This window comes from Bifidobacterium sp. ESL1118, from assembly GCF_058505595.1.
This window is the reverse complement of record NZ_CP196371.1, coordinates 55,046-74,569: the sequence shown is the minus strand read 5'-3', so window position 1 is coordinate 74,569 and position 19,524 is coordinate 55,046. Positions and strand designations below refer to the sequence as shown.

Annotated in this window: 12 protein-coding genes and 3 pseudogenes; 6 read left to right on the top strand and 9 right to left on the bottom strand. The window is 56.7% G+C overall.

Annotated elements, in window-relative coordinates; translation table 11 throughout:
• Nucleotides 1-96 precede the first annotated feature (96 nt).
• The 7 genes from pknB to ACSYSS_RS00240 all read right to left on the bottom strand — a co-directional run bounded on the left by pknB (nt 97) and on the right by ACSYSS_RS00240 (nt 9,661).
• Nucleotides 97-2,142 carry a Stk1 family PASTA domain-containing Ser/Thr kinase gene (gene pknB / locus ACSYSS_RS00270; RefSeq protein ID WP_491703557.1) on the bottom strand — a complete coding sequence of 682 codons (2,046 nt, stop codon included), beginning with the start codon at nt 2,140-2,142 and terminating at the stop codon, nt 97-99.
• Nucleotides 2,139-3,257 carry a serine/threonine-protein kinase gene (locus ACSYSS_RS00265; RefSeq protein WP_491703556.1) on the bottom strand — a complete coding sequence of 373 codons (1,119 nt, stop codon included), beginning with the start codon at nt 3,255-3,257 and terminating at the stop codon, nt 2,139-2,141. The genes pknB and ACSYSS_RS00265 overlap by 4 nt, the downstream gene beginning before the upstream one ends.
• Nucleotides 3,254-4,726 (bottom strand): peptidoglycan D,D-transpeptidase FtsI family protein, encoded by a 1,473-nt coding sequence (locus ACSYSS_RS00260; protein ID WP_491703555.1) that lies wholly within the window; start codon nt 4,724-4,726, stop codon nt 3,254-3,256. The genes ACSYSS_RS00265 and ACSYSS_RS00260 overlap by 4 nt, the downstream gene beginning before the upstream one ends.
• Nucleotides 4,719-6,497 carry an FtsW/RodA/SpoVE family cell cycle protein gene (locus tag ACSYSS_RS00255; protein WP_491703554.1) on the bottom strand — a complete coding sequence of 593 codons (1,779 nt, stop codon included), beginning with the start codon at nt 6,495-6,497 and terminating at the stop codon, nt 4,719-4,721. The genes ACSYSS_RS00260 and ACSYSS_RS00255 overlap by 8 nt, the downstream gene beginning before the upstream one ends.
• Nucleotides 6,494-8,149 (bottom strand): protein phosphatase 2C domain-containing protein, encoded by a 1,656-nt coding sequence (locus tag ACSYSS_RS00250; RefSeq protein ID WP_491704294.1) that lies wholly within the window; start codon nt 8,147-8,149, stop codon nt 6,494-6,496. The genes ACSYSS_RS00255 and ACSYSS_RS00250 overlap by 4 nt, the downstream gene beginning before the upstream one ends.
• A 107-nt stretch (nt 8,150-8,256) precedes the next feature.
• Nucleotides 8,257-8,787 carry an FHA domain-containing protein FhaB/FipA gene (locus tag ACSYSS_RS00245; RefSeq protein WP_491703553.1) on the bottom strand — a complete coding sequence of 177 codons (531 nt, stop codon included), beginning with the start codon at nt 8,785-8,787 and terminating at the stop codon, nt 8,257-8,259.
• Between the two features lie 172 nt (nt 8,788-8,959).
• On the bottom strand, nt 8,960-9,661 hold the full coding sequence (locus ACSYSS_RS00240; RefSeq protein ID WP_491703552.1) for an FHA domain-containing protein: 702 nt from the start codon (nt 9,659-9,661) through the stop codon (nt 8,960-8,962).
• A 439-nt stretch (nt 9,662-10,100) separates the two neighbouring features.
• Between ACSYSS_RS00240 and ACSYSS_RS00235 the strand changes: the two genes are divergently transcribed.
• Complete coding sequence (locus tag ACSYSS_RS00235) at nt 10,101-11,363, top strand: ATP-binding protein (RefSeq protein WP_491703551.1); 1,263 nt, start codon at nt 10,101-10,103, stop codon at nt 11,361-11,363.
• A 20-nt stretch (nt 11,364-11,383) separates the two neighbouring features.
• Here ACSYSS_RS00235 and ACSYSS_RS00230 read toward each other — a convergent pair whose 3' ends face one another.
• A complete protein-coding gene (locus tag ACSYSS_RS00230) occupies nt 11,384-12,361 on the bottom strand; it encodes a restriction endonuclease (protein WP_491703550.1) in 978 nt (325 codons plus the stop codon).
• A 772-nt stretch (nt 12,362-13,133) separates the two neighbouring features.
• Here ACSYSS_RS00230 and ACSYSS_RS00225 point away from each other — a divergent pair.
• The 3 pseudogenes from ACSYSS_RS00225 to ACSYSS_RS00215 all read left to right on the top strand — a co-directional run.
• Nucleotides 13,134-13,460: pseudogene (locus ACSYSS_RS00225) on the top strand (formate-dependent phosphoribosylglycinamide formyltransferase); the annotation flags it as partial.
• Nucleotides 13,461-13,586: 126 nt separating this feature from the next.
• Nucleotides 13,587-14,018: pseudogene (locus tag ACSYSS_RS00220) on the top strand (ATP-grasp domain-containing protein); the annotation flags it as partial.
• A gap of 453 nt (nt 14,019-14,471) precedes the next feature.
• Nucleotides 14,472-14,963, top strand: a pseudogene (locus tag ACSYSS_RS00215) (ATP-grasp domain-containing protein); the annotation flags it as partial.
• Between the two features lie 487 nt (nt 14,964-15,450).
• Here ACSYSS_RS00215 and ACSYSS_RS00210 read toward each other — a convergent pair.
• A complete protein-coding gene (locus ACSYSS_RS00210; RefSeq protein WP_491704293.1) occupies nt 15,451-16,116 on the bottom strand; it encodes a carbonic anhydrase in 666 nt (221 codons plus the stop codon).
• A gap of 451 nt (nt 16,117-16,567) precedes the next feature.
• Between ACSYSS_RS00210 and ACSYSS_RS00205 the strand changes: the two genes are divergently transcribed.
• Together ACSYSS_RS00205 and ACSYSS_RS00200 are read left to right on the top strand one after the other, a co-directional pair.
• Entirely contained in the window at nt 16,568-17,131 is a 564-nt protein-coding gene (locus tag ACSYSS_RS00205; protein WP_491703549.1) for a redoxin domain-containing protein, read from the top strand.
• A gap of 376 nt (nt 17,132-17,507) precedes the next feature.
• Nucleotides 17,508-19,400, top strand: coding sequence for an FAD-dependent oxidoreductase (locus ACSYSS_RS00200; protein ID WP_491703548.1), 1,893 nt, complete (start codon nt 17,508-17,510; stop codon nt 19,398-19,400).
• Nucleotides 19,401-19,524 lie beyond the last annotated feature (124 nt).

Sequence of the window (19,524 nt, the reverse complement as noted above, 5' to 3'; positions counted from 1 at the left end):
AAATCGGCATGCACCCCATTCCTCTCCGAGAGTGCATGCCAATCAACAACCACAGCAGCCTCAACTACCGTAAGCTGTCAATACCTACTCATGGTTCTAATGGCCGCTGGTTTCGCCGCCACCGCCGTTGGCATCGCCATTGCCTCCCGGCTGGGAACTGGAAGACGCCGGCTTGCTGCTGATGGTAACGGTTGAGCCCTTGTCTACAGTCGTTCCCTGTCCAGGGTTGATGCCGGTGACAATGTCATTGTCGCCACCTTGCACGCTAGGAGTGAGGCCGACCGACTGGAGAATCTGCTTGGCAGTGCCGACCGTGGTACCGTTGGGCACATCGGGCACCGTGACCTGCGCCTTGCCCAACGAAACGTGCACCGTAACACTTGACCCCTGCGCCACACTGGTGTCGGCCCCGGGATCGGTCTGGAACACCGTTCCCTTGGCGGCATCGTTGTTCTCCTGAACGGTGTTCACCATGAACTTCTGATCCTGCAGCGCCTTGACGGCCTGAGCCTGTGGCTGCCCAATCACATTAGGCACCTTAGTCATGCCGGAGGAAATATAGAGCATCAGCGTGGAACCCTTGGGTGCGGAGCTGCCTGCAGCCGGATCGGTGCGGGTCACCATGTCTTTGGGCACATCGGCGCTGCCCTCGGTCTGTGTGCTCGCAGTCACCTTGAAGCCGGCCTTTTCAAGCTTGGCTCGGGCCTGTTCCTGAGATTCACCTTTCACATCGGGCACAGCCGTTGCCTGAGGCCCTGCAGAGAACCACACCTTCACAGTCGAGCCCTTGACGGCCTTCTTGCCCCCCGCAGGCGACTGCTTGGTGAATGTGCCCGCCGGCTGAGTGGAATCTGTGTCTTGTTCGACCTGCATCTTAAGACCCACGGTTTCCAGTTGTTTACGGGCACGATTCTCCGTGGTGCTCTCGCTGAACGAGGGAACGGTGACAAACTGCGGCTTCTTGGCATGCGTCAGGGCGAACATCACGCCAACCACGGCCAGAACCGCCACCAAACCGCCAATAACAGATGCAATGATGATCTTCTTTTTCTTCTTGGCTTTTGCCGCTTCGGCTTCTTCCGCCCGCGTCTTCACTGCCGTGCCCGCAGTATTGCCCAACGTCCCCGTGGTGGGGTCGTATTCAAGTGGGTTGAACGCCTGGGTGGCCGTCGTCTCCAGAGGATTCATGGCCTCTGTGGCAGCCGTTTCCTCGGCCTGCTTGCGAGCCTGCATATTGGAAAGGTCTGAAAGCGGGTTGAACGCAGCGGCAACAGGCACACCACCATTCATGAAGGTGAGGATGTCGTTACGGAATTCCGCAGCCGTCGAGTATCGATTCTGCCTGTCCTTGGCCATGGCCTTGCCGCAGATCTGGTCCCACATGCGCGGAAGCCCCGGCACCATGGAGCTAGGCGGGGTGGCTACTTCGGAAACGTGCTGGTAGGCGATGGCCACGGCGGAGTCGCCGGTGAACGGCGGCTTGCCGGTGAGCATTTCGTAAAGCACGCAGCCTGCGGAATACAGGTCGCTTCGCATATCGACGGTCTCGCCTCGGGCCTGCTCGGGGGAGAGATACTGCGCAGTGCCGACCACGCCCTGCGACTGGGTCATGGTGGCCACGGAGTCATCCAGGGCCCTGGCAATGCCGAAGTCCATCACCTTGACGATGCCCTGCTCAGAGATCATGATGTTGCCAGGCTTGATGTCGCGGTGGATGATCCCCATGCGGTGCGAGTAGTCAAGCGCCGTGAGCACGCCGAGCATCACCTGTTCGGCGTCGCGCTGGCTCAGGGGCCCGTTCGCCTTGATGATGTCACGCAGGGTCTGGCCTTTGACGTACTCCATGACGAGGTAGGGCACACGTTCGGTGCCGCCGTTGTCGTCCACCAATGTCTCTTCGCCGGAATCGTAGATGTTGACGATGTTGGCATTGTTCATCTGCGCCACGGAATGGGCCTCACGACTGAAGCGACGCAGGAAGATCTCATCATTGGCCAGGTCGCTGCGCATGATCTTGATGGCCACCACACGCCCGAGCCTGGTGTCTTGTGCGATATGCACCTCGGCCATGCCGCCCCTGCCGATAAGTGCACCGAGCTGGTAGCGTCCATTGGCAAGGGATGAAGGCAAATTCACGCTCATAGTTGCTCCTTCTGTGTCTGTTCATCAAGTTCCGGCTGCAGTTGTTGAGACTGAGACTGCTCAGCTTCCGATTGCTGCCCTTCGGCGCCCCTCATCTTCTCAGGGAGCTCAAGCTTTGGCTGTCCGGCATCCGTCTGCACACCTGACTCGTCTTGCAGATCTCCAGCAACAACCGAATGCTCAGTAGACCGCCGCGGCCTCCCTACACCGCCAGGCATGCTCACCACCCGCCGGGGAACGCGTCCACCACGGGTGCGAATGACGTTGTTCTCCAGTTCGGTGCGCTGGTCGAGCAAACGTCGCTCGATGCGCGCCAACGTACTCGAAACCACGAGCGCATTCTTCGGTCTGTCACGTGGATCTTTTTCAAGCATGCACATCACAAATTGCCGAAGCTGCAAATCGATGAAATCAGGCAATGGCGGCACTGCATCATTGACATGCGCCGCAGCGATGTCAACCGGCGTGGCACCTGTAAACGGCCTATGGCCACACAGCCCTTCATATGCCACCACGCCCAAGGAGTAGATGTCGGACTGCGCAGTGGCCTGCTCACCCTGCGCCTGCTCCGGAGAAATATACTGGGCCGTGCCCACCACCATTCCGTCCTGCGTGATCTGCACCTGATTGGTGGAGTGCGAGACGCCGAAATCGGTGATCTTCACCTCACCGTCGGTCGAAACCATGATGTTTCCCGGCTTCACATCGCGATGAACCACACCATGAGAGTGCGCCACGAACAATCCACGAGCCACCTGAATGAGAATGGGAAGCAATTCCAGAGGGTCCATCGGCCCACGCTGCCTGCGGTACAGATCGGCCAACGAATCGCTCGGCACATACTCCATGATGATGAAACCGATGCCGTCATGCTCATAGTATTCAAACAATGCCGCAATGTTAGGATGCGCCAAATCGGCAGAGTTATAAGCCTCGCGACGCAACCTGCGCAATTTCGCACCGGTGTCCCTCGTATCGGCGCGCAGAGCCTTCACCGCCACATCGCGGTTCAGCTGCAGGTCGTAACCTTTCCACACCTCTCCCATGCCGCCCTGGGCAAGCCTGCGATCCAAGCGGTAGCGATTGTGGATCAACTGCCCTTCCACAAGTCTCATTTCGCCAACGCCTCCTGCATGATCGACCTCATAATCGGGCCAGCTGCAAAACTGCCCAACAAATCAGTGCCGTGCACCAGCACAGCGACGGCAATCTGCGGATTGTCCGCTGGTGCAAATCCTATCACCCAGCCATCGATGCTTGAATTGCCCACGCCTATCTGAGCCGTTCCGGTCTTGGCCGCCACCTTGATGCCCGGCAAGGAAAGATTCGCATTCTCCTTCGTCACCACCGACTCCATCATGCCGGTCAGCTTATTGGCCACATCGCCCGACATCACATTCACCTTCGCCTCAGGGCGGGTCTGAGAGATCGTTGATAGGTCACTGGCCCGCACTTTGTCAACGAGCGTGGGCTTCATCATCGTACCGCCGTTGGCCACGGTCGCGGCCACCAATGCGTTCTGCAGCACCGTGGACTGCACGTCGCCCTGGCCTATGGAGGCCAATGCCAATTTGTCGTTGGCTGGACTGGTTGGAAACTTCGAGGCCACGGTCCGCATCGGCATGCCCGTCGCGTTCGTGCCGTCAATCGTAACCGGCGAACCATAGCCGAACTTCTTGGCCTGCGCCGCAATCGCATTGCCGCCGAGCGACACCCCCAGCTGGGCGAACGCCGTATTCGACGAATAGGCCAAGGCGTCTTCGAAGGAGATATGGCCATCGACGCCCTCGGCTCCAGGCGTTGCGTTCGTAAGCTGCGTGTTGGTGCCGGGCAATGTATAGGAGGAGCCTGCGGGTATGACGGTATCAGGCTGGTATTTACCCGATGAAAGTGCCGCCGTGGCCACAATGGTCTTAAACGTGGACCCAGGCGGGTAGAGCTGGGAGGTGGCACGGTTGACCATGGGGCTTGAATCCCCGGAGGTCAGCGCCGCATAGTTCTTGTTGACCTCGGCGCCGTTATGCCCAGCCAACTGATTCGGGTCATAACTAGGCGAGTTGGCCATGGCCAGTATTCTCCCGGTTTTGGGCTCGATGGCCACGACCGCACCCTCCTTACCCGTGCTCAACAAGCCGTTATATGCTATTTTCTGCATCTCCGGATCAATCGATGTCTCGATGGTCGCACCGTTGTTCTTGCTACCGTCCACCGTGCTCTTGAGCTTTTTCCAGAACATGTTGCTCGACTCGTCCGTAAGTGGCTTATTGCGCGAGGCTTCAATACCGCGATCGGCGGCCTGGTTGATGGAGAAGTAGCCGGTGACCGGAGCATAGAGCGGGCCGTCTGTATAGATACGCTGATACGCAAAGTTGTCGTTCACCGGGGTCGACTTGGCGATCACGGTGCCGTCCGAGGCAAGAATGGGGCCTCGAGGCGCACCCACCGAAAGTTCGTATGCACGCATGTTTCGAGGGTCTGAATTGTATTTATCAGACATAATCACTGATGACCAGGAACTCGAGAAAGCGATGATGACAAACAACACAAGCACCACCGCAAACAGCTGCCGCAAGTACTTATTCATCGTTTTCACCTCCTTGCTCTCCGGCCGGTGCCGACTGAACGGTTCGAGTCTGCGGTTGCACGGCTGAATCGGACGCCGGCGGCGTGAAAGCCGATTCTACTGGCGCCGACGGAACCGACGTTGCCTGAACCCCACCAACTGGAACCGACGATGACTGACGCGGCTTTGATTCAAGAATCTGCGTGCCCATGCCATCTTCAGATGAGGCGCCAGCCAATAGCCCATCCGCCTTGAGCTGGCCACGGTCGATGGCCTCGGTTTTCATATTCTGCGAACCGGTGGAAGGCGAACCGACGCGCCCAGCCAATGGCGCCGATGAATCTGCAGCCTCGGCAGAGCCCACCAAGCCGGCATTGCCACCTGACCGATGAACTTTTTTCTCCGTTTCCTCACGGCCTTTGGCCGCCGCACGGTTGTTCATGGCCAACAACGCCTCATACTGCATGGTCGCAGAAAGTTCGTCATCTTGAGCCGGTCTATTGGCATCGTTGGAAATGATGATGATCAATGCCGCCAACAGATAATTCGCCAGTAAGGAGGAGCCACCTGACGCCATGAACGGCATGGTGAGGCCGGTCATGGGAATCACCCGCGTCAGGCCGCCGACCACGGTGAAAATCTGAAAAGCCATCGTAAACGCCAAGCCCGAGGCCAAAAGCTTGCCGAACCCGTCCTTGATCTTCATGGCAGTGATAAAACCCGAGGCAATGATGGCCAGGTACAGCATGAGAATGGCCAGCATGCCGGCCAGCCCCAACTCTTCACCGAGCGATGCATAGATGAAGTCCGAATTGGCGAGGGGGGTCTTGTATGGGCTACCCTGCCCCACGCCGGTGCCGGCTACGCCCCCTGCGGCCATGCCGAAGAGACCGGTGACCAGCTGGTAGGAACTGCCGTATTTACGCCCGTACACGGCTGGATCGAACGCATGCAACCAACCATCCACTCGATAGCCCACATGGGCAAACGCCTTCGCGGCGAACACGGCAGCCGCGGCAAAGGCCACACCGCCGATGACCAACCAGTTCTTGCGGCCAGTGGCAACGTAAAGCATCGAAACGAAGAGGGCAAAGAACATCAGGGATGTTCCCAAATCCCTTTGCACCACGAGCACTCCGATGGACACCACCCAGACCACGGCTATAGGGCCTAGATCCTTGATACGTGGAAGCTGCATGCCGAGAATCTTCTTGCCACCCACCGCCAACTGGTCGCGATGCCCAAACAGATATGCCGCAAAGAAGAACGCCAGAAACAGTTTGGCAAACTCTCCTGGCTGAAACGTATGACTGCCGATGCCGATCCATATGCGAGCGCCCCCAATGGTGCGCCCGATACCGGGAATCATGGGCGAAAGCAGCAGCACAAGGCCGATGGCCATATTAAGGTAGGAAAAACGACGAAGCACACGGTAGTTGCGTAGCAGCACAACGAGAACGCATGTCAGAACAAGGGCAAGACACACCCAGATAAGTTGCTGGTAACCCACATCGCCTCGAGGCTTCGACGCATTGTCTATACGGACAATCATCATCGTTCCTATGGCGGTGAGCATGACCACGCAAGGCAGTATGGTCTGGTTGGCGTACGGCTGGAAGATGAGCAGCAAAGCCCACAGCACCACGAACAACACAGCAGTGACCAACAGAATGACGATATATCTGACCGGAACATACCCCAACGTTCGCTCGAACATCTGAAAGAAAATCAACGCACTGAGTGCGAACGAGAACAGTAGCAACGAAATCTGACGCAAACGGGTGACTATCATGACTGAGCCCCCTTGCCTGCGGAGCTGGTGCCACTGGAGCCATTCGAATTCCCCAAGTTGGCCTTGGCTTTGGAATCCTTCGCCTTGTCGCGGTTTTGTTTGGCCAGGTCACGTTTGATGACCCGAATCCCCTCACGGGCGTCAGATAAGGATTCCTCACTCACCCCCTGCGTGATCTTGTCATTCAAATCCTGGGAAAGTTCAGCAACGTCGATATTTGTTGTTTCCACAGGGCGAGAAAGACTCAATCCGAATAGATTCGTGTTGACCCCTTGATATATGGCCACCACTCCCTCGGATTCGCCGATGTAATACTGGCTGCGAGTCCACTGATACCCCGCAGATAGACCCAATACAGCCAGCAAGACAGCCAGCAGCACGATTGCGATCTTTGCCAAGCGTTTGCGCATCTTACGCTTGCCGACCACACGTGTCTTGCTCTGTTTTTCATGCTCGATGAACGCAGCGACCTCAGGGTCATGCGGATCAGACGAGAGACGACCGTCCCGCTTTTTGACCACCGGAATCTCGCTGGTGTCCAGATCGCCTTTGTCCTCCTCGCCCATGGCAGCCGGCAACGCCACTATAGGCTCATCGGAAGGCTCTCCACCAGCCTGATTGACAGAACCGGATTGTTCGCCGGCTTCGTCAGGGGACCCCGAAGGAGCCGCAGCCCGTACGAGCGAGGGAGCCGCAATCACCTGTTTGCCTACATTGTCGGCGATGACATCGAGGCCAGAAGTGGCGGCTCCACCAACCACTGGAATCTGATGGTCAAGCTGCAGAGCCGCAGTGGCATCGGCGATGACCGCCGTGACGTTGTCAGTGCTGCCCGCCTTCAACGCCATGGAGACCAATCGCCGAGCACACTCCTGCTGGTCGGAAACGGCTGCCAGCACATCCTCGATCGTGGCATCGTCCAACACCCCGCACAAACCATCGGAGCAAAGCAGCCAGCGATCGCCCGGATATGCCCTAGAGATTGAGATGTCGGGCGTGGGGTCAATGTCGAAATCTCCAAGCACCCGCATCACCACGTTGCGCTGGGGGTGGCTGCGGGCCTCGCTTTCGTTGATGCGGCCAGAATCCACCAAATGCTGAACGTAGCTGTGATCGTGGGTCATCCTGCGTAATCGGTCATCGCGCAGCATATACGCCCTGGAATCGCCTATATGAGCGCACACCCAGTGATCGTCGACCAACACCACGGCTGAAAGTGTGGTGCCCATGCCAGCCAGGCTCCGGTCGTATTGCGCAGTGGCAACAATGGAATCGTGGGCGTTCTTAACGGACTTTTGCAGCGCAGAGGCAACAGAGAGAATCTCATTGCCGTCGTCATGGGCACCACGATTGGCAGCGCCATCATCGGCGCCATCGTTCGTGTCTCCCAAGCCCTTTTGCGTGGCACCCTGAGTTGCCGGCGCCGGCTCGCCATGCACTACATCCGCATCGGCGGCGCCATCACCTGGATCATCACCCGATTTCTCCAAATGAGCCAACGATTTGATGGCAATCGTAGAGGCGGTATCGCCTCCGGCATGGCCGCCCATGCCGTCGCATACGGCCGCCAGCCGCTCCCCTGCAAACGATGAATCCTGGTTGTTGCTACGCACCGTGCCCACGTCAGAGACAGTGGTGGAGTATAGAAACAGGTGTCCAGCTGAACTCTTCGGCCCAGCCTCTTGTTGCTCCCCTTGACGCTCAGCCTGCGCAGATTTCACACCCGATTGATCTTGAGTTGACGTATCGCCCAATCGCATCACCTCAACTCAATCGTGGTGGAGCCGATGCGCACCGGAACTCCAGCCTGCAACGTCACGGGGTTGGAGATGCGGTGATGATCGACAACGGTGCCATTGGTGGAATTCAAATCCTCAATGGCCCAAGCTTGGGAAACCGGGTCCAAGTAGACGCGAGCGTGGTGGGAGGAGACGAACTCATCATCAAGCACCACGGTGTTGGAGGAGGAGCGACCCAAGGTGATGGTGGTTGACCCCTTCAACGGAACGGAGGCGCCGGCGGCTGGGCCGTCGAGAACGGTGAGCAACGTAGGTGCCGCGCTGTGCATACCACCTGACGGCCTATGCCTTCCGGCCACCAATGGCGAAGCCGCAGGGGCGGGAGCCTTTGCCGCTTTCTGCGCCTTACGGTCACGCATATGATGGCCAAAGGACTTATGGGGACTTAAGGTTTCGATGTCTTTATATAACGAGTGCACAACAAAGTAGACCATGACCCAGAGCAAAATCAAAAAGGCGTACCTGAATATGGTGAATGTCAAATCAGTCATTACGCTTCTTGCCCCCAATCATTTTGTGTACATCCTATATCTCTTCCACGGCGCGCAGGCTCTAACGCCGGCGTTATAACACTACTACAGATCGGTTCGGCTCACCTCATACCCACACTCACGGCCAGCGCCCAACGATTTCCCCCCAACCTTAGGCGTGGCCAAGCATCGCTCAGGCATCTTCCTGGGAAGACGCCCAATACATGATGCGCGTACGGCCAATGGTGATGGTGTTGCCATCCACCAACGTGGCCGCCGGCACTTGATGGCCTTCCACATACGTGCCGTTCGTGCTGCCGAGGTCCCGGGCCACCACGCCGGCATCGGTAATGTCGATCTCCAAGTGGTTGCGGGAGATGCCCGGGTCGTCGATGACGATGTCACAACCTGAGCCGCGGCCAATCACCGTCTTGGGCTTGGTGAGCAGGTACTGGCTGCCGTTGATCTCCAGCACCGGGCTGTCTTGAGCCTGGTCCTCCACCGTGACTGGCACGGCGTTGCCCTGCACGGATTCGGAGGTAACGTTGAAGTTGCCGGCACTCAGGTCAAGATCTTCCTCAAAGATCACCACCACGGGGCCCACGAAGGCATAATGCTGGCTTTTGGCATACTTCGTAAGATTTTCGGCCAGTTCATCCGCGAGTGTGGCGCTGCCCCACTCCTCGATGCGATCGAAATCGGGGGTGCTCAGCTTGATGCGGTACTCGTTGGGTGCCACGGTGCGGTCTTGCCCAACGGGCATGGCCTCGGCGTCAATCTCATGCTCAAGAGCGCTGGAAAGGTCAACCGGTTTCAGGTCCTTCGAACCGAACTTCGAAAAAACGCCATTCACCGCCCCTTCTATGCCATGCTCAAATTTATCGAGTACACCCATAGTGGCTCCTAACTGTCAATTACGCCATTTATCTTACGCTGAGCCTCTAACAGCGGCGACAAAACCCATTGGATGGCCAAAAGGCACAAATCACGGTCGCTCGCAATTTTCCTCTACCAAAAGCGACATCCAACGTCGCAAAACGTAGGAAGCAGCCTGATATATTCCGCGCTGCCGCTCGCACAAAACAACCAGTGGGCAGCGGCCAACAGACAAAATGTACAACTCTACATACCGATTTGCACGAAACGTCCGATGACTGTGAGAATCCGCGCAATCACGCGCAAATCAGATTCCTATGTCATGATTATCTGAGTTTCTATGTCATGATTTGCAGGTAAGCTATGTCAGTGATTGCGGAACTCCTATGTCATGATTTGCGAAGTTCCTATGTCATGATTTGCACGGTGCATCTTTTATTCGTGAATAGGAGCTAGCAATGATTCCACGCAGCTTGGTGACACAGATGAAGCAGATTGCCTCCTGGTTCCCCGTTGTCTCGGTCACGGGCCCACGTCAAAGCGGCAAATCCACACTGATCCGCAGCGCGTTCAATGATTACGAGTATGTCAATCTCGAGAACCCCGGCACGCGGCAACTAGCCGAAAACGATCCAGTCGGCTTCATCAATACGCGGCCCGGCAAGCTCATCATTGACGAAGCACAGTACATCCCGGAACTTTTCTCCATGGTCCAGGTGGCATCTGACGAACGAGGCACGACGGGGCAATATGTGCTTTCAGGCTCGCAGAATTTCCTGATGCTCAAGAACATCACCCAGTCGCTCGCCGGCCGCGTCGGCCTCCTACGGCTGCTGCCTCTCTCCTTCAGCGAAGCACAGCAGACAGATATCGCGCCGAACGTCGATGAGTTCATGTTCGTTGGAGGCTATCCGCGGCCCTATGACGTCGGTATGCTCAATGCAATGAGGCCTGGCGTCGCCGGGACGGCAGGCAATGGCGGCGGCATAGGGACTGATGCTGCTCAAACCGCTGATCCAACGATAGCAGTCGGCAGAGCGCTCAGCATATATTTCAACAGCTACGTTCGCACATACATTGAGCGGGATGTGCAAGGATACCTTGACGTGCGCGACGCATCCGCATTCCTCAACCTCCTGCAGCTCTGCGCACAGAACTCGGGCAACCTTGTCAACTACACCGCCATGGCGGACAGCCTGAGCATCAGTTTCAGAACCGTGAAATCATGGCTTTCCATCCTGGAATCCAGTTACATCACTTTCGAGCTGCCGCCATACCACAAGAACCTCGGCAAACGCATCACCAAAACGCCGAAACTCTACTTCTACGACACCGGCCTGCTCTGCTATCTGCTCGGCATCCATAGCCTGAGCGCGCTACTGCGTCATCCGATGCTCGGTGCCGTGTTCGAGAATCTCATTGTCGCAGAAACAGCTAAGAACCACTACAACTTGGGTGAACAGCCAGAGCTTTATTTCTATCGTGACAGTTCGCAACGCGAGGTGGACCTGCTCGATTTCACCGACCAAGCGAACCCGTCAATGGCCGAGATCAAATCCTCGCAGACCTATCACGGCAAGTATGGAAAGACCCTTGTCGATATCGGTGACACCCTAGGCGTTCCATCTGAGCGCCGCAGTGTTATTTATCGCGGCGAACCCGGATACGGCAAACAATTCCGAGTGGTTCCCGCCTCAGATTATTTGAGGTTTGAGCAGTAGACGAAACCTATGGTTCGGCTTTAATACCGGCCGCGCAAATCAGCAGGCAACTGCATCAGGAGGTCTGCCCGCGTGAGGTAGACAGGCATTTCAGGGATGACCGAATCCGGCAAGAAAGCGCCCCAGGCGCGTTGGCAGAGTTGAACGAGCAGATTGCCGTCAGTAAGCTGCACACCCACTTGAGCGCCATAAGTGGTGGCATCCGGCGTGAACGAACTGGTCGTGACGACCATCATTTTCTCAGCCCTTGTCACTGCGTTGGCACCTTGTAACTTCTGAATCACCGGTCGGCCGATGTGATGATTGCGGGCATAACATTTACATTCCACAATAGTTCTGATTCCGCTGGCTTCGGTAAGCAGGATGTCAAAACCACCGTCACGCACAGGTGGGGTGACTTGGGCGTTGCGATATCCCAACGCACGAAATAAATCTGCGCAGAACTTTTCGAAATCAGTGGGCTGCTGTTGGAACTGGGCGATGATGTTGTCAATGGAATTGGCATTGCGCCTTGATTGTTTTCTGCGTGCGTTCAGCTGCCGCTTATGCTGTTCCTCACGGCAATACCCAATAGTCACCCCGTGAGCGCGAAAATCATTGACGAAGTCATAGAATGCAAAGGGATTCTTACCGACGAATTCCCAACGTCCGAGTCTCAAAACACTTTCTGGCTCTATGACGGTCCAATCCTTGCTCCGCCCGTCGTGGTTTCCATCGCGTTTGCGAGCCAACCAGCGCGGATACCGCAACCGAAACGAACCGATCGATTGCTCGGATTCCGAACGCTTCACAACAATGAAATCGGGAACCTCGACACCATATTGTTGCTTGACTTGTGACTTATGGACACGAAGTACAATAGCGCGAACCAGCCAACACACTATTTTGAACAAGATGATGGCAACTACCACGACAAGGATGACACCTACAATACCGACAGCAATGGGAACGTATTGCTGCAAATTGTCATCGTCGAATAATGCTGGTAATTCGTCCATAATTTCTCACCCTTTTACGATGAGCGCTTCCAAACGCACGACTTTGGCAAGTATAACTTTACAGGTAAGAATGTAATGTATTGTTTTGGCTGATTTACAGGCAAAACACAACTACTAACGGACGAAATGTACGACTTGGCGCAGCTGCTCGCACGAAATATCCAGTGACTTCATATCAGCGATTTAAAAGTACGACCGTATGTGCAAATCCGCACGGAGCTTTCATTGAAAGGTAAACCGTAAAATTCAAACCGAAATCAAGTTTCTATGTCATGACTTGCAGAGTCTCTATGTCAGTGATTGCGAAAGTCCTATGTCATGATTTGCACGGTACCTTGTATTGCGCCCATTGCTGAGTCTTCGACTTGCTCCCACTTTCATAAGTCTACGCGGTAACACTCCTGTGCCTGATTGCGAGAGCCCGGGTAGCGGCTGCAGGTCCTTGCGGGAGACGCCTTCGAACAAAGGCACAACGATGTTTGTCTGCTCAACGGCGATCCCGTGAGGGGCAACCCGGCAAAGCACGATTTTGCAACGCCTCTTCACCACTGCCGTTACCTGTTTTCCCAGCTTCATTCGGTATGTTCAACTGCTTTAGCTATTGCAATCGATAGTGCCACATCACGCCAGCCCACATTTGAAGTTGTCACCATTTTAGATGACAACGTGCAGAACAACGACCTCCAATGGCTTAGAGCGGCACATTATAAAAATATTTCGGAATCATGCATTCTCCGCCACATCATCAAGCCCGCTGTGCCACAATGGAACCATGAACCTGAAGAACGATTTGCTCACCGACCGACCGCTGGGGGCGCCGTTAAGCGCTGACTCTGGGCGCACAACGCGAGTGCTGTTGCTGGGAAGCGGGGAGCTCGGGCGCGAAATGGCTATCGAACTGATGCGGCTCGGGGCGTGGGTGTGCGCCGCAGACAGCTACGAGGGAGCCCCTGCGGCTCAAGTGGCGCATGAATGCCGTGTGCTGGACATGAGCAATGCTGCGGAACTTCACGAACTGATCGATGAAGTGAAACCCGATATCGTCATCCCCGAGGTGGAGGCTATCGCCACTTCCGTGCTGGCGGATGTTGCTTCGGCAAGCTACGGGCAAACACCGGGGCAGCCCGTACCGGCGGGCCATAGTGTGCAAACGATGTGCAAAACGGTGCCATTGGCCCAAAGCAGGCAGAAAGGTCAGGAAGGGATTGCGACACCTGCAAGGCACGGCGTGCAGGTGTCGCCCAGCTCAGGCATTGCAGCGATGTGCATGGACCGTGAGAAACTGCGGGTCTTCGCGCACGAGACGCTCGGCCTGCCCACCACTCCGTATCGGTTCGCCGGCTCGCTTTCGGAGCTCAAGGCCGGGGCAGCTGCGGTCGGATTCCCTTGCGTGGTCAAACCAATCATGAGTTCGTCGGGGCACGGGCAGAGCGTGGTACGCAGCAAGGAAGAGCTCGAAGCGGCCTGGAACGAAGCGCAGAGCGGACGGCGCGCGTCACGGGCCGGCGAGGTCTCACGCGTCATCGTGGAAGCGTTGGCACCGCTGACGGCAGAGTTGACGGTCATCACCGTGAGCTCATGCGCCGGAGTTGTTACGTGCGAGCCCATCGGCCAGCGACAGGAACACGGCGACTATAGGGAATCCTGGCAACCAGCGTATCGCGACTCTATCTCTCACGGCAGCGCAACAACCGCACCAGCCGTGCCAGCCGCAACCACCACAACAATCGCAACATCATCAGCCGCATCAACCACAACAGCCACAGCACCAGCCAACGATGCGCTTAACAGTGCAGCCACAGTACACAAACCAACCGATGATGCCAAATCCATTGGCTTCCAGGCATCAGCAACACCGACATCAGCGGTGCCAACTACATCAGCAACACCGACATCAGCGGTATCAACTTCATCAGCAGCGTCTACGTCATTGACCTCATCACTGCTGCCAACACCGATGAACCCGTCTCATTGCGAAAAGAAGGTAACTCCATCAACCTTGCCGGCCCATGCTGCCAAATTCGGCGGCGTCCAGGCATCAGCGGCATCGGCATCGGCATCGGCGAATGTACCGGATACGGAAGTCTTAGATACGAGAGTTCTGACCGAGGCCCGTCGAATGGCGAAAACACTGGTCGAGGGCATGGTGCGTAAGGCGCAGACGGAGGGCGAACTCGGCTGGGGAGTGTACGGCGTGGAACTGTTCGTGTTGCCTGACGGCTCGTTGCTCTTCAACGAAGTTTCGCCGCGGCCTCACGACACCGGCATGGTGACCATGATTTCGCAACACTTGAGTGAGTTCGCACTGCAGGCCCGCGCCGTACTCGGACTGCCAGTGACGCAAGAGCATGTGGCGCTGGCACTGCCAACTGGCGCAGTGGCCGCAAGCCATGCTGTAGTCGTTGAAGGCAATGGGGAGGCGACGTTCAGCAACATCGACGAGGCGTTGGCCGAGCCCGGTACTGATCTGCGCATCTTCTCCAAGCCACGCGTTGAGGGTCATCGTCGGATGGCCGTAGCGCTGGCAATCGGCGCCGATGAAGCTCAGGCTCGCGCCAAAGCGAAGCACGTGGCAACGGGTCTGCGCATCAGTGTGAGATAGGCAGAAACCAACGAACTTCTCCCGCTGAGACCGCCACACGCTAATCATCAAGATGTCATAAAACGTCAACAAACATAATTCATGCGGCAAATAATGACGCTAGACGGCATTATTTGCCGTTATCTCCAATGAAAGCGGTAAATAGTGCCGTTAAATGTCATTATTTACCGCACTTCCGTGTTCAGACTACACACGATGCCATTATCTGGCACTATTTGCCGGTGTGTTGATGAATGCCGACAGATAGTGCTGAATAATGGCACTATCTGTCGGCGTTGAATGAAAGTGCGACAAATTGTGCCATCGTTCGACACATTATGTCATCAATCGAATCAGGCGCAATACATAGTGTCATTTTCTGGCATTAATTGCCGCAGATTAGAATAAGCACTACAAAAACCGTCACTTTGCGTCGCTAACTGCGGGAACCAACGGAGGCGCAACCACCAAGAGGCCGAAAGTCGAACCACTTAGAGTCTAACCGCCTTCAGAAAGAAAGCACTTCCACCTTGCCGGTGGTAAGTATGTAGCGAGCGCCCACAATGGAGACCTGGCTGGAAGCCAGCGCCTGACGGATCACCTCGGAACGATCTACCAAAGCCTCGATGGTGCGCGCAATGTGAACGCGCTCGAAATCAGCTGTGTCGTCGAGCTCAGCCTCTCGCGCCTGTTGCACGCTGGCGCCCACCGACCTCACCACGATGGAGTCTGAAAGCCCAATGAGCCTGTCCAACTCGTCGAACCGCTCTTCGACCTCCACGAATTCGTCACCTAGCCCAGCTGCCATCTCGTCAAGCGCCTCGACCGCCGAAGCCACAGCGCCGCAATGCTCGTGGCCGAGCACCACCAGCAGGCACACGCCCAGTTGCTCAATCGCGTATTCGAGTGAGGCCACCACCGCGTCGTCAAGTATCTCGCCGGCGGTTCGGATGGAGAAGATATCACCAAACCCTTGGTCAAAAATCAGTTCAGGCGCCACGCGAGAATCCGAACACGAGAGTACTGCCGAGCGCGGATGCTGACCATTGACCAACCGTAATCGCACCGCCTCGGATTGATGCGGATGTATGGCTTTACCCGCAGCAAACCGTTCATTACCTTCCAGCAACTGGCTCCAAGCGGCCGTGGCGCGAGGCCCCTCAGAACCATTCATATCGGTCGGATTTGCGAAGTTTGACGTGGTGTTGGTTGCCATCATCGGTTCCTTTTAGTAGGCGTGTGCAGACGTATTGCCATCAATCATGCTCCTGCCGCTCTACTATGGCATCAATCACAGCATCACCCCCACTGCGAACTTCAATATTTACTTTTAGGTTATTTACTGTCAGTTATTTATCGTTGGTTCCAGCTACCGTCAAGGCACAGTCGTCGCCTGTGAGCATAAGAGCGCCTGCAGCTACGTCGAACATATATCCCACGAATGCCATCCACCCTCTCCCATCGAATGTGACTAGTAACACACGCAGAGCCTCTAACGTTTTGCATGCGCAATCACTAAGATAAAAGAGGATTGCAACTAGGGATTCCTCAACCGACGTGCATCGATATACACATGAAACGTAAGCGGGAATTCATCAGTACCGTAGAAAGGTAAAGGCAACATCATGACCATGCTTCAACACGAACTGACCGACTTCACGGCCAAGTACTTCCAAAATAACGAAATCAAGGAACTCACCAAGGCCGACGTGCTCGGCCACTGGTCGCTCGTCTTCTTCTATCCCAACGATTTCAGCTTCGTCTGCCCCACCGAACTGGAGGACCTGGCGGACCACTACGAGGAGTTCAAGAAAGCCGGCTGCGAGATCTACGGCGTCTCCCACGACACCGAGTTCGTGCACAAGGCCTGGCACGAGGCCAACGACAAGATCGCCAAGATCCAGTTCCCGATGGTGGCCGACCCCACCAACCGCCTCTCGCGTGACCTCGACAGCTACGACGAAGTCAACGGCCAGGCCGAGCGCGGCGACTTCATTTTGAGTCCCGAAGGCAAGGTGGTGGCCTATGAGGTCATCTCCTCCAACGTGGGCCGCAACGCCGAAGAGATCCTGCGCCGCGTGCAGGCCTCCCAGTTCGTCTACGAGCACGGCGACGAGGTCTGCCCCGCCAAGTGGACCCCGGGCGACGAGACCATTGAGCCGAGCCTCGACCTCGTGGGCCAGCTCTGATCTGCAAATGCTCTAGGGATTGCAAGCAAGAGGTCGCTGGGCAGGAGGCACAGACCTTCCTCGGCGGCCTCTTGCCATCTGCGCGCATGCGTTCCAGCCCCGCCCCACCAAATCGTCCGAAAAGTACACACTTATGCGTCACCGCCACATATCTGTGCACAGAACGGTCACGGAAACCTCTAATATTGACTGTTCTGTACCCGCTTCCGCTTCAGACACTGCAAAGCGGGTACAGAACAGTCAGCGCAACGCCTCTTGTCTGGCAACAGCGATAACAGCAACAACACCATCAGCGATGGCCAGAGAGCCCATAAGGCAGGCACGCACCAAACCGTTGAAACCGCACATCAATTACGAAACATAAGGACACCAAACAATGAAACAGCAAGACGATCTGTACGACGTAGTGGTCATCGGCGGGGGACCGGCGGGTCTCACTGCTGGCCTTTACCTGGCACGTGCGCGCTACCGTGTGCTCATCCTCGAAAAGGAGGAGTACGGCGGGCAGATCACCATCACCTCAGAAGTGGTGAACTACCCGGGAATCGCATCCACAGACGGACGCAAACTCACCGAGACCATGCGCCAGCAAGCAGAAGACTTCGGGGCCGAGTTCAAAGCCGCCGAAGCCACCGGTCTCGACGTCGACGGCGACATCAAAATCGTGCACACCAACCGCGGCGACATCAAGACCTTCGGCATCCTCATCGCCACCGGCGCCAACCCACGCAAGCTCGGTTTCGAAGGTGAGGCCGAATACGCAGGCCGCGGCATCTCCTACTGCGCCACCTGCGACGGCGAATTCTTCAACGGCAAGGAAGTGCTCGTGGTGGGCGGCGGCTTCTCCGCGGCCGAGGAGTCCGTATTCCTCACCAAGTACGCCAAGAAAGTCACCATTTTGGTGCGCGGCGACGACTTCACCTGCGATGCCTCCGTGGCCTCAGAGGCCAAGAAGGACCCGAAGATCGAAATCCGCTACAACACCGAACTCAAATCTGTTTCGGCAGGCCAGGGCGGGCTTGCCGAAGCCACCATCGTGGACCGGAACACCGGTGAGACCTCAACTTGGAAACCCACACTGAGCGATACGTTCGGCGTCTTCGTCTTTGCCGGCTATGTGCCGCAGACCGACATTTTGAAGGGTGTCGTTGAACTTGACGACCACGGATACGTGGTGACGCACGGTTACCTTGAAACCTCCGTCCCCGGCATCTACGCCGCAGGCGACCTGCGTGAGAAGAACCTGCGCCAAGTGGTCACCGCCGTTTCCGACGGCGCTGTGGCCGCAGTGGAGCTGGAACGCTACGCCAAGGACATGAGCGAGAAAACCGATCTGGTGCCACCTCGACCCACACACTCAGCCTACGAAGAGAAAGAGGCCCAAAAGGCCGCCTCCGCACAACTTGCAGGCACCTCACCCGTACCCGCCATCAGCACTACGACCGGCAATGTGACTGCCAGCTCACCTTCGAAGACATCCGGATTCTTCAACGAAGGCATCGTCAAGCAATTGAACACCGTCTTCAGCCGCATGTACAAGCCGCTTCTGCTGCGCCTATACCTCGACGGCACACCGCTTTCCACGGAGTTGGAGAATTTCATCGGCGAACTGACGTCGCTGAGCAACGGCAAACTTACGAGCGTGGTGGCCTCGGGCGCCCGACTTCGCACCCTGAGCAACTCGGACATCAGCGAAAACCCCGAAATACTCTCGGGCAACGCAGACGCAGACCCGACAGTCATCCTAGAGAACAGGCACGAGGACGAGAACGATAGGACGAAGTTCAACCCAGTGGACGCCCTGCCGACCGCCCGCCCCTGCGTCGAAATCTGCCATCTCGGCGAAAACGGCGAGATAACGTCCACCGGCATGGCTTTCCACGGCGTGCCCAGCGGCCACGAATTCAACTCGTTCGTGCTCGGCCTCTACAACGCGGCCGGCCCCGGCCAGTCTGTCGACAACAACAGTGCCGCGCGCATCGACGGCATTACCGCAAAGACCGACATTATGATTCTGGTCTCGCTGACCTGCACCATGTGCCCCACCACCGTACTCTCCGCCCAACGCATCGCCGCCGGCAACCCCAACGTGCGCGCCGAAGCCTACGACATTTCGCACTTCCCGGAGCTGCAGAGCCAATACAACGCCATGAGCGTGCCTTGCATCGTGATCAACAAGATCGACGATGAAGGTAACAGGACGAGCCGGAAAGTGGAGTTCGGCAAGAAAACCGTCCCCCAGATGCTCGACCTCATCGAACAGGCCTGAATACAAGCTGCAGCTTTTCACCGGATACGCTGAAGTGCCCGGCGAAAAGCGCAAAACCGAAAACCCTTGGCTTTGGTGCAACTGTCTACAAGCAATCGCACCGAAGAACCCTGCCATCTCAGAG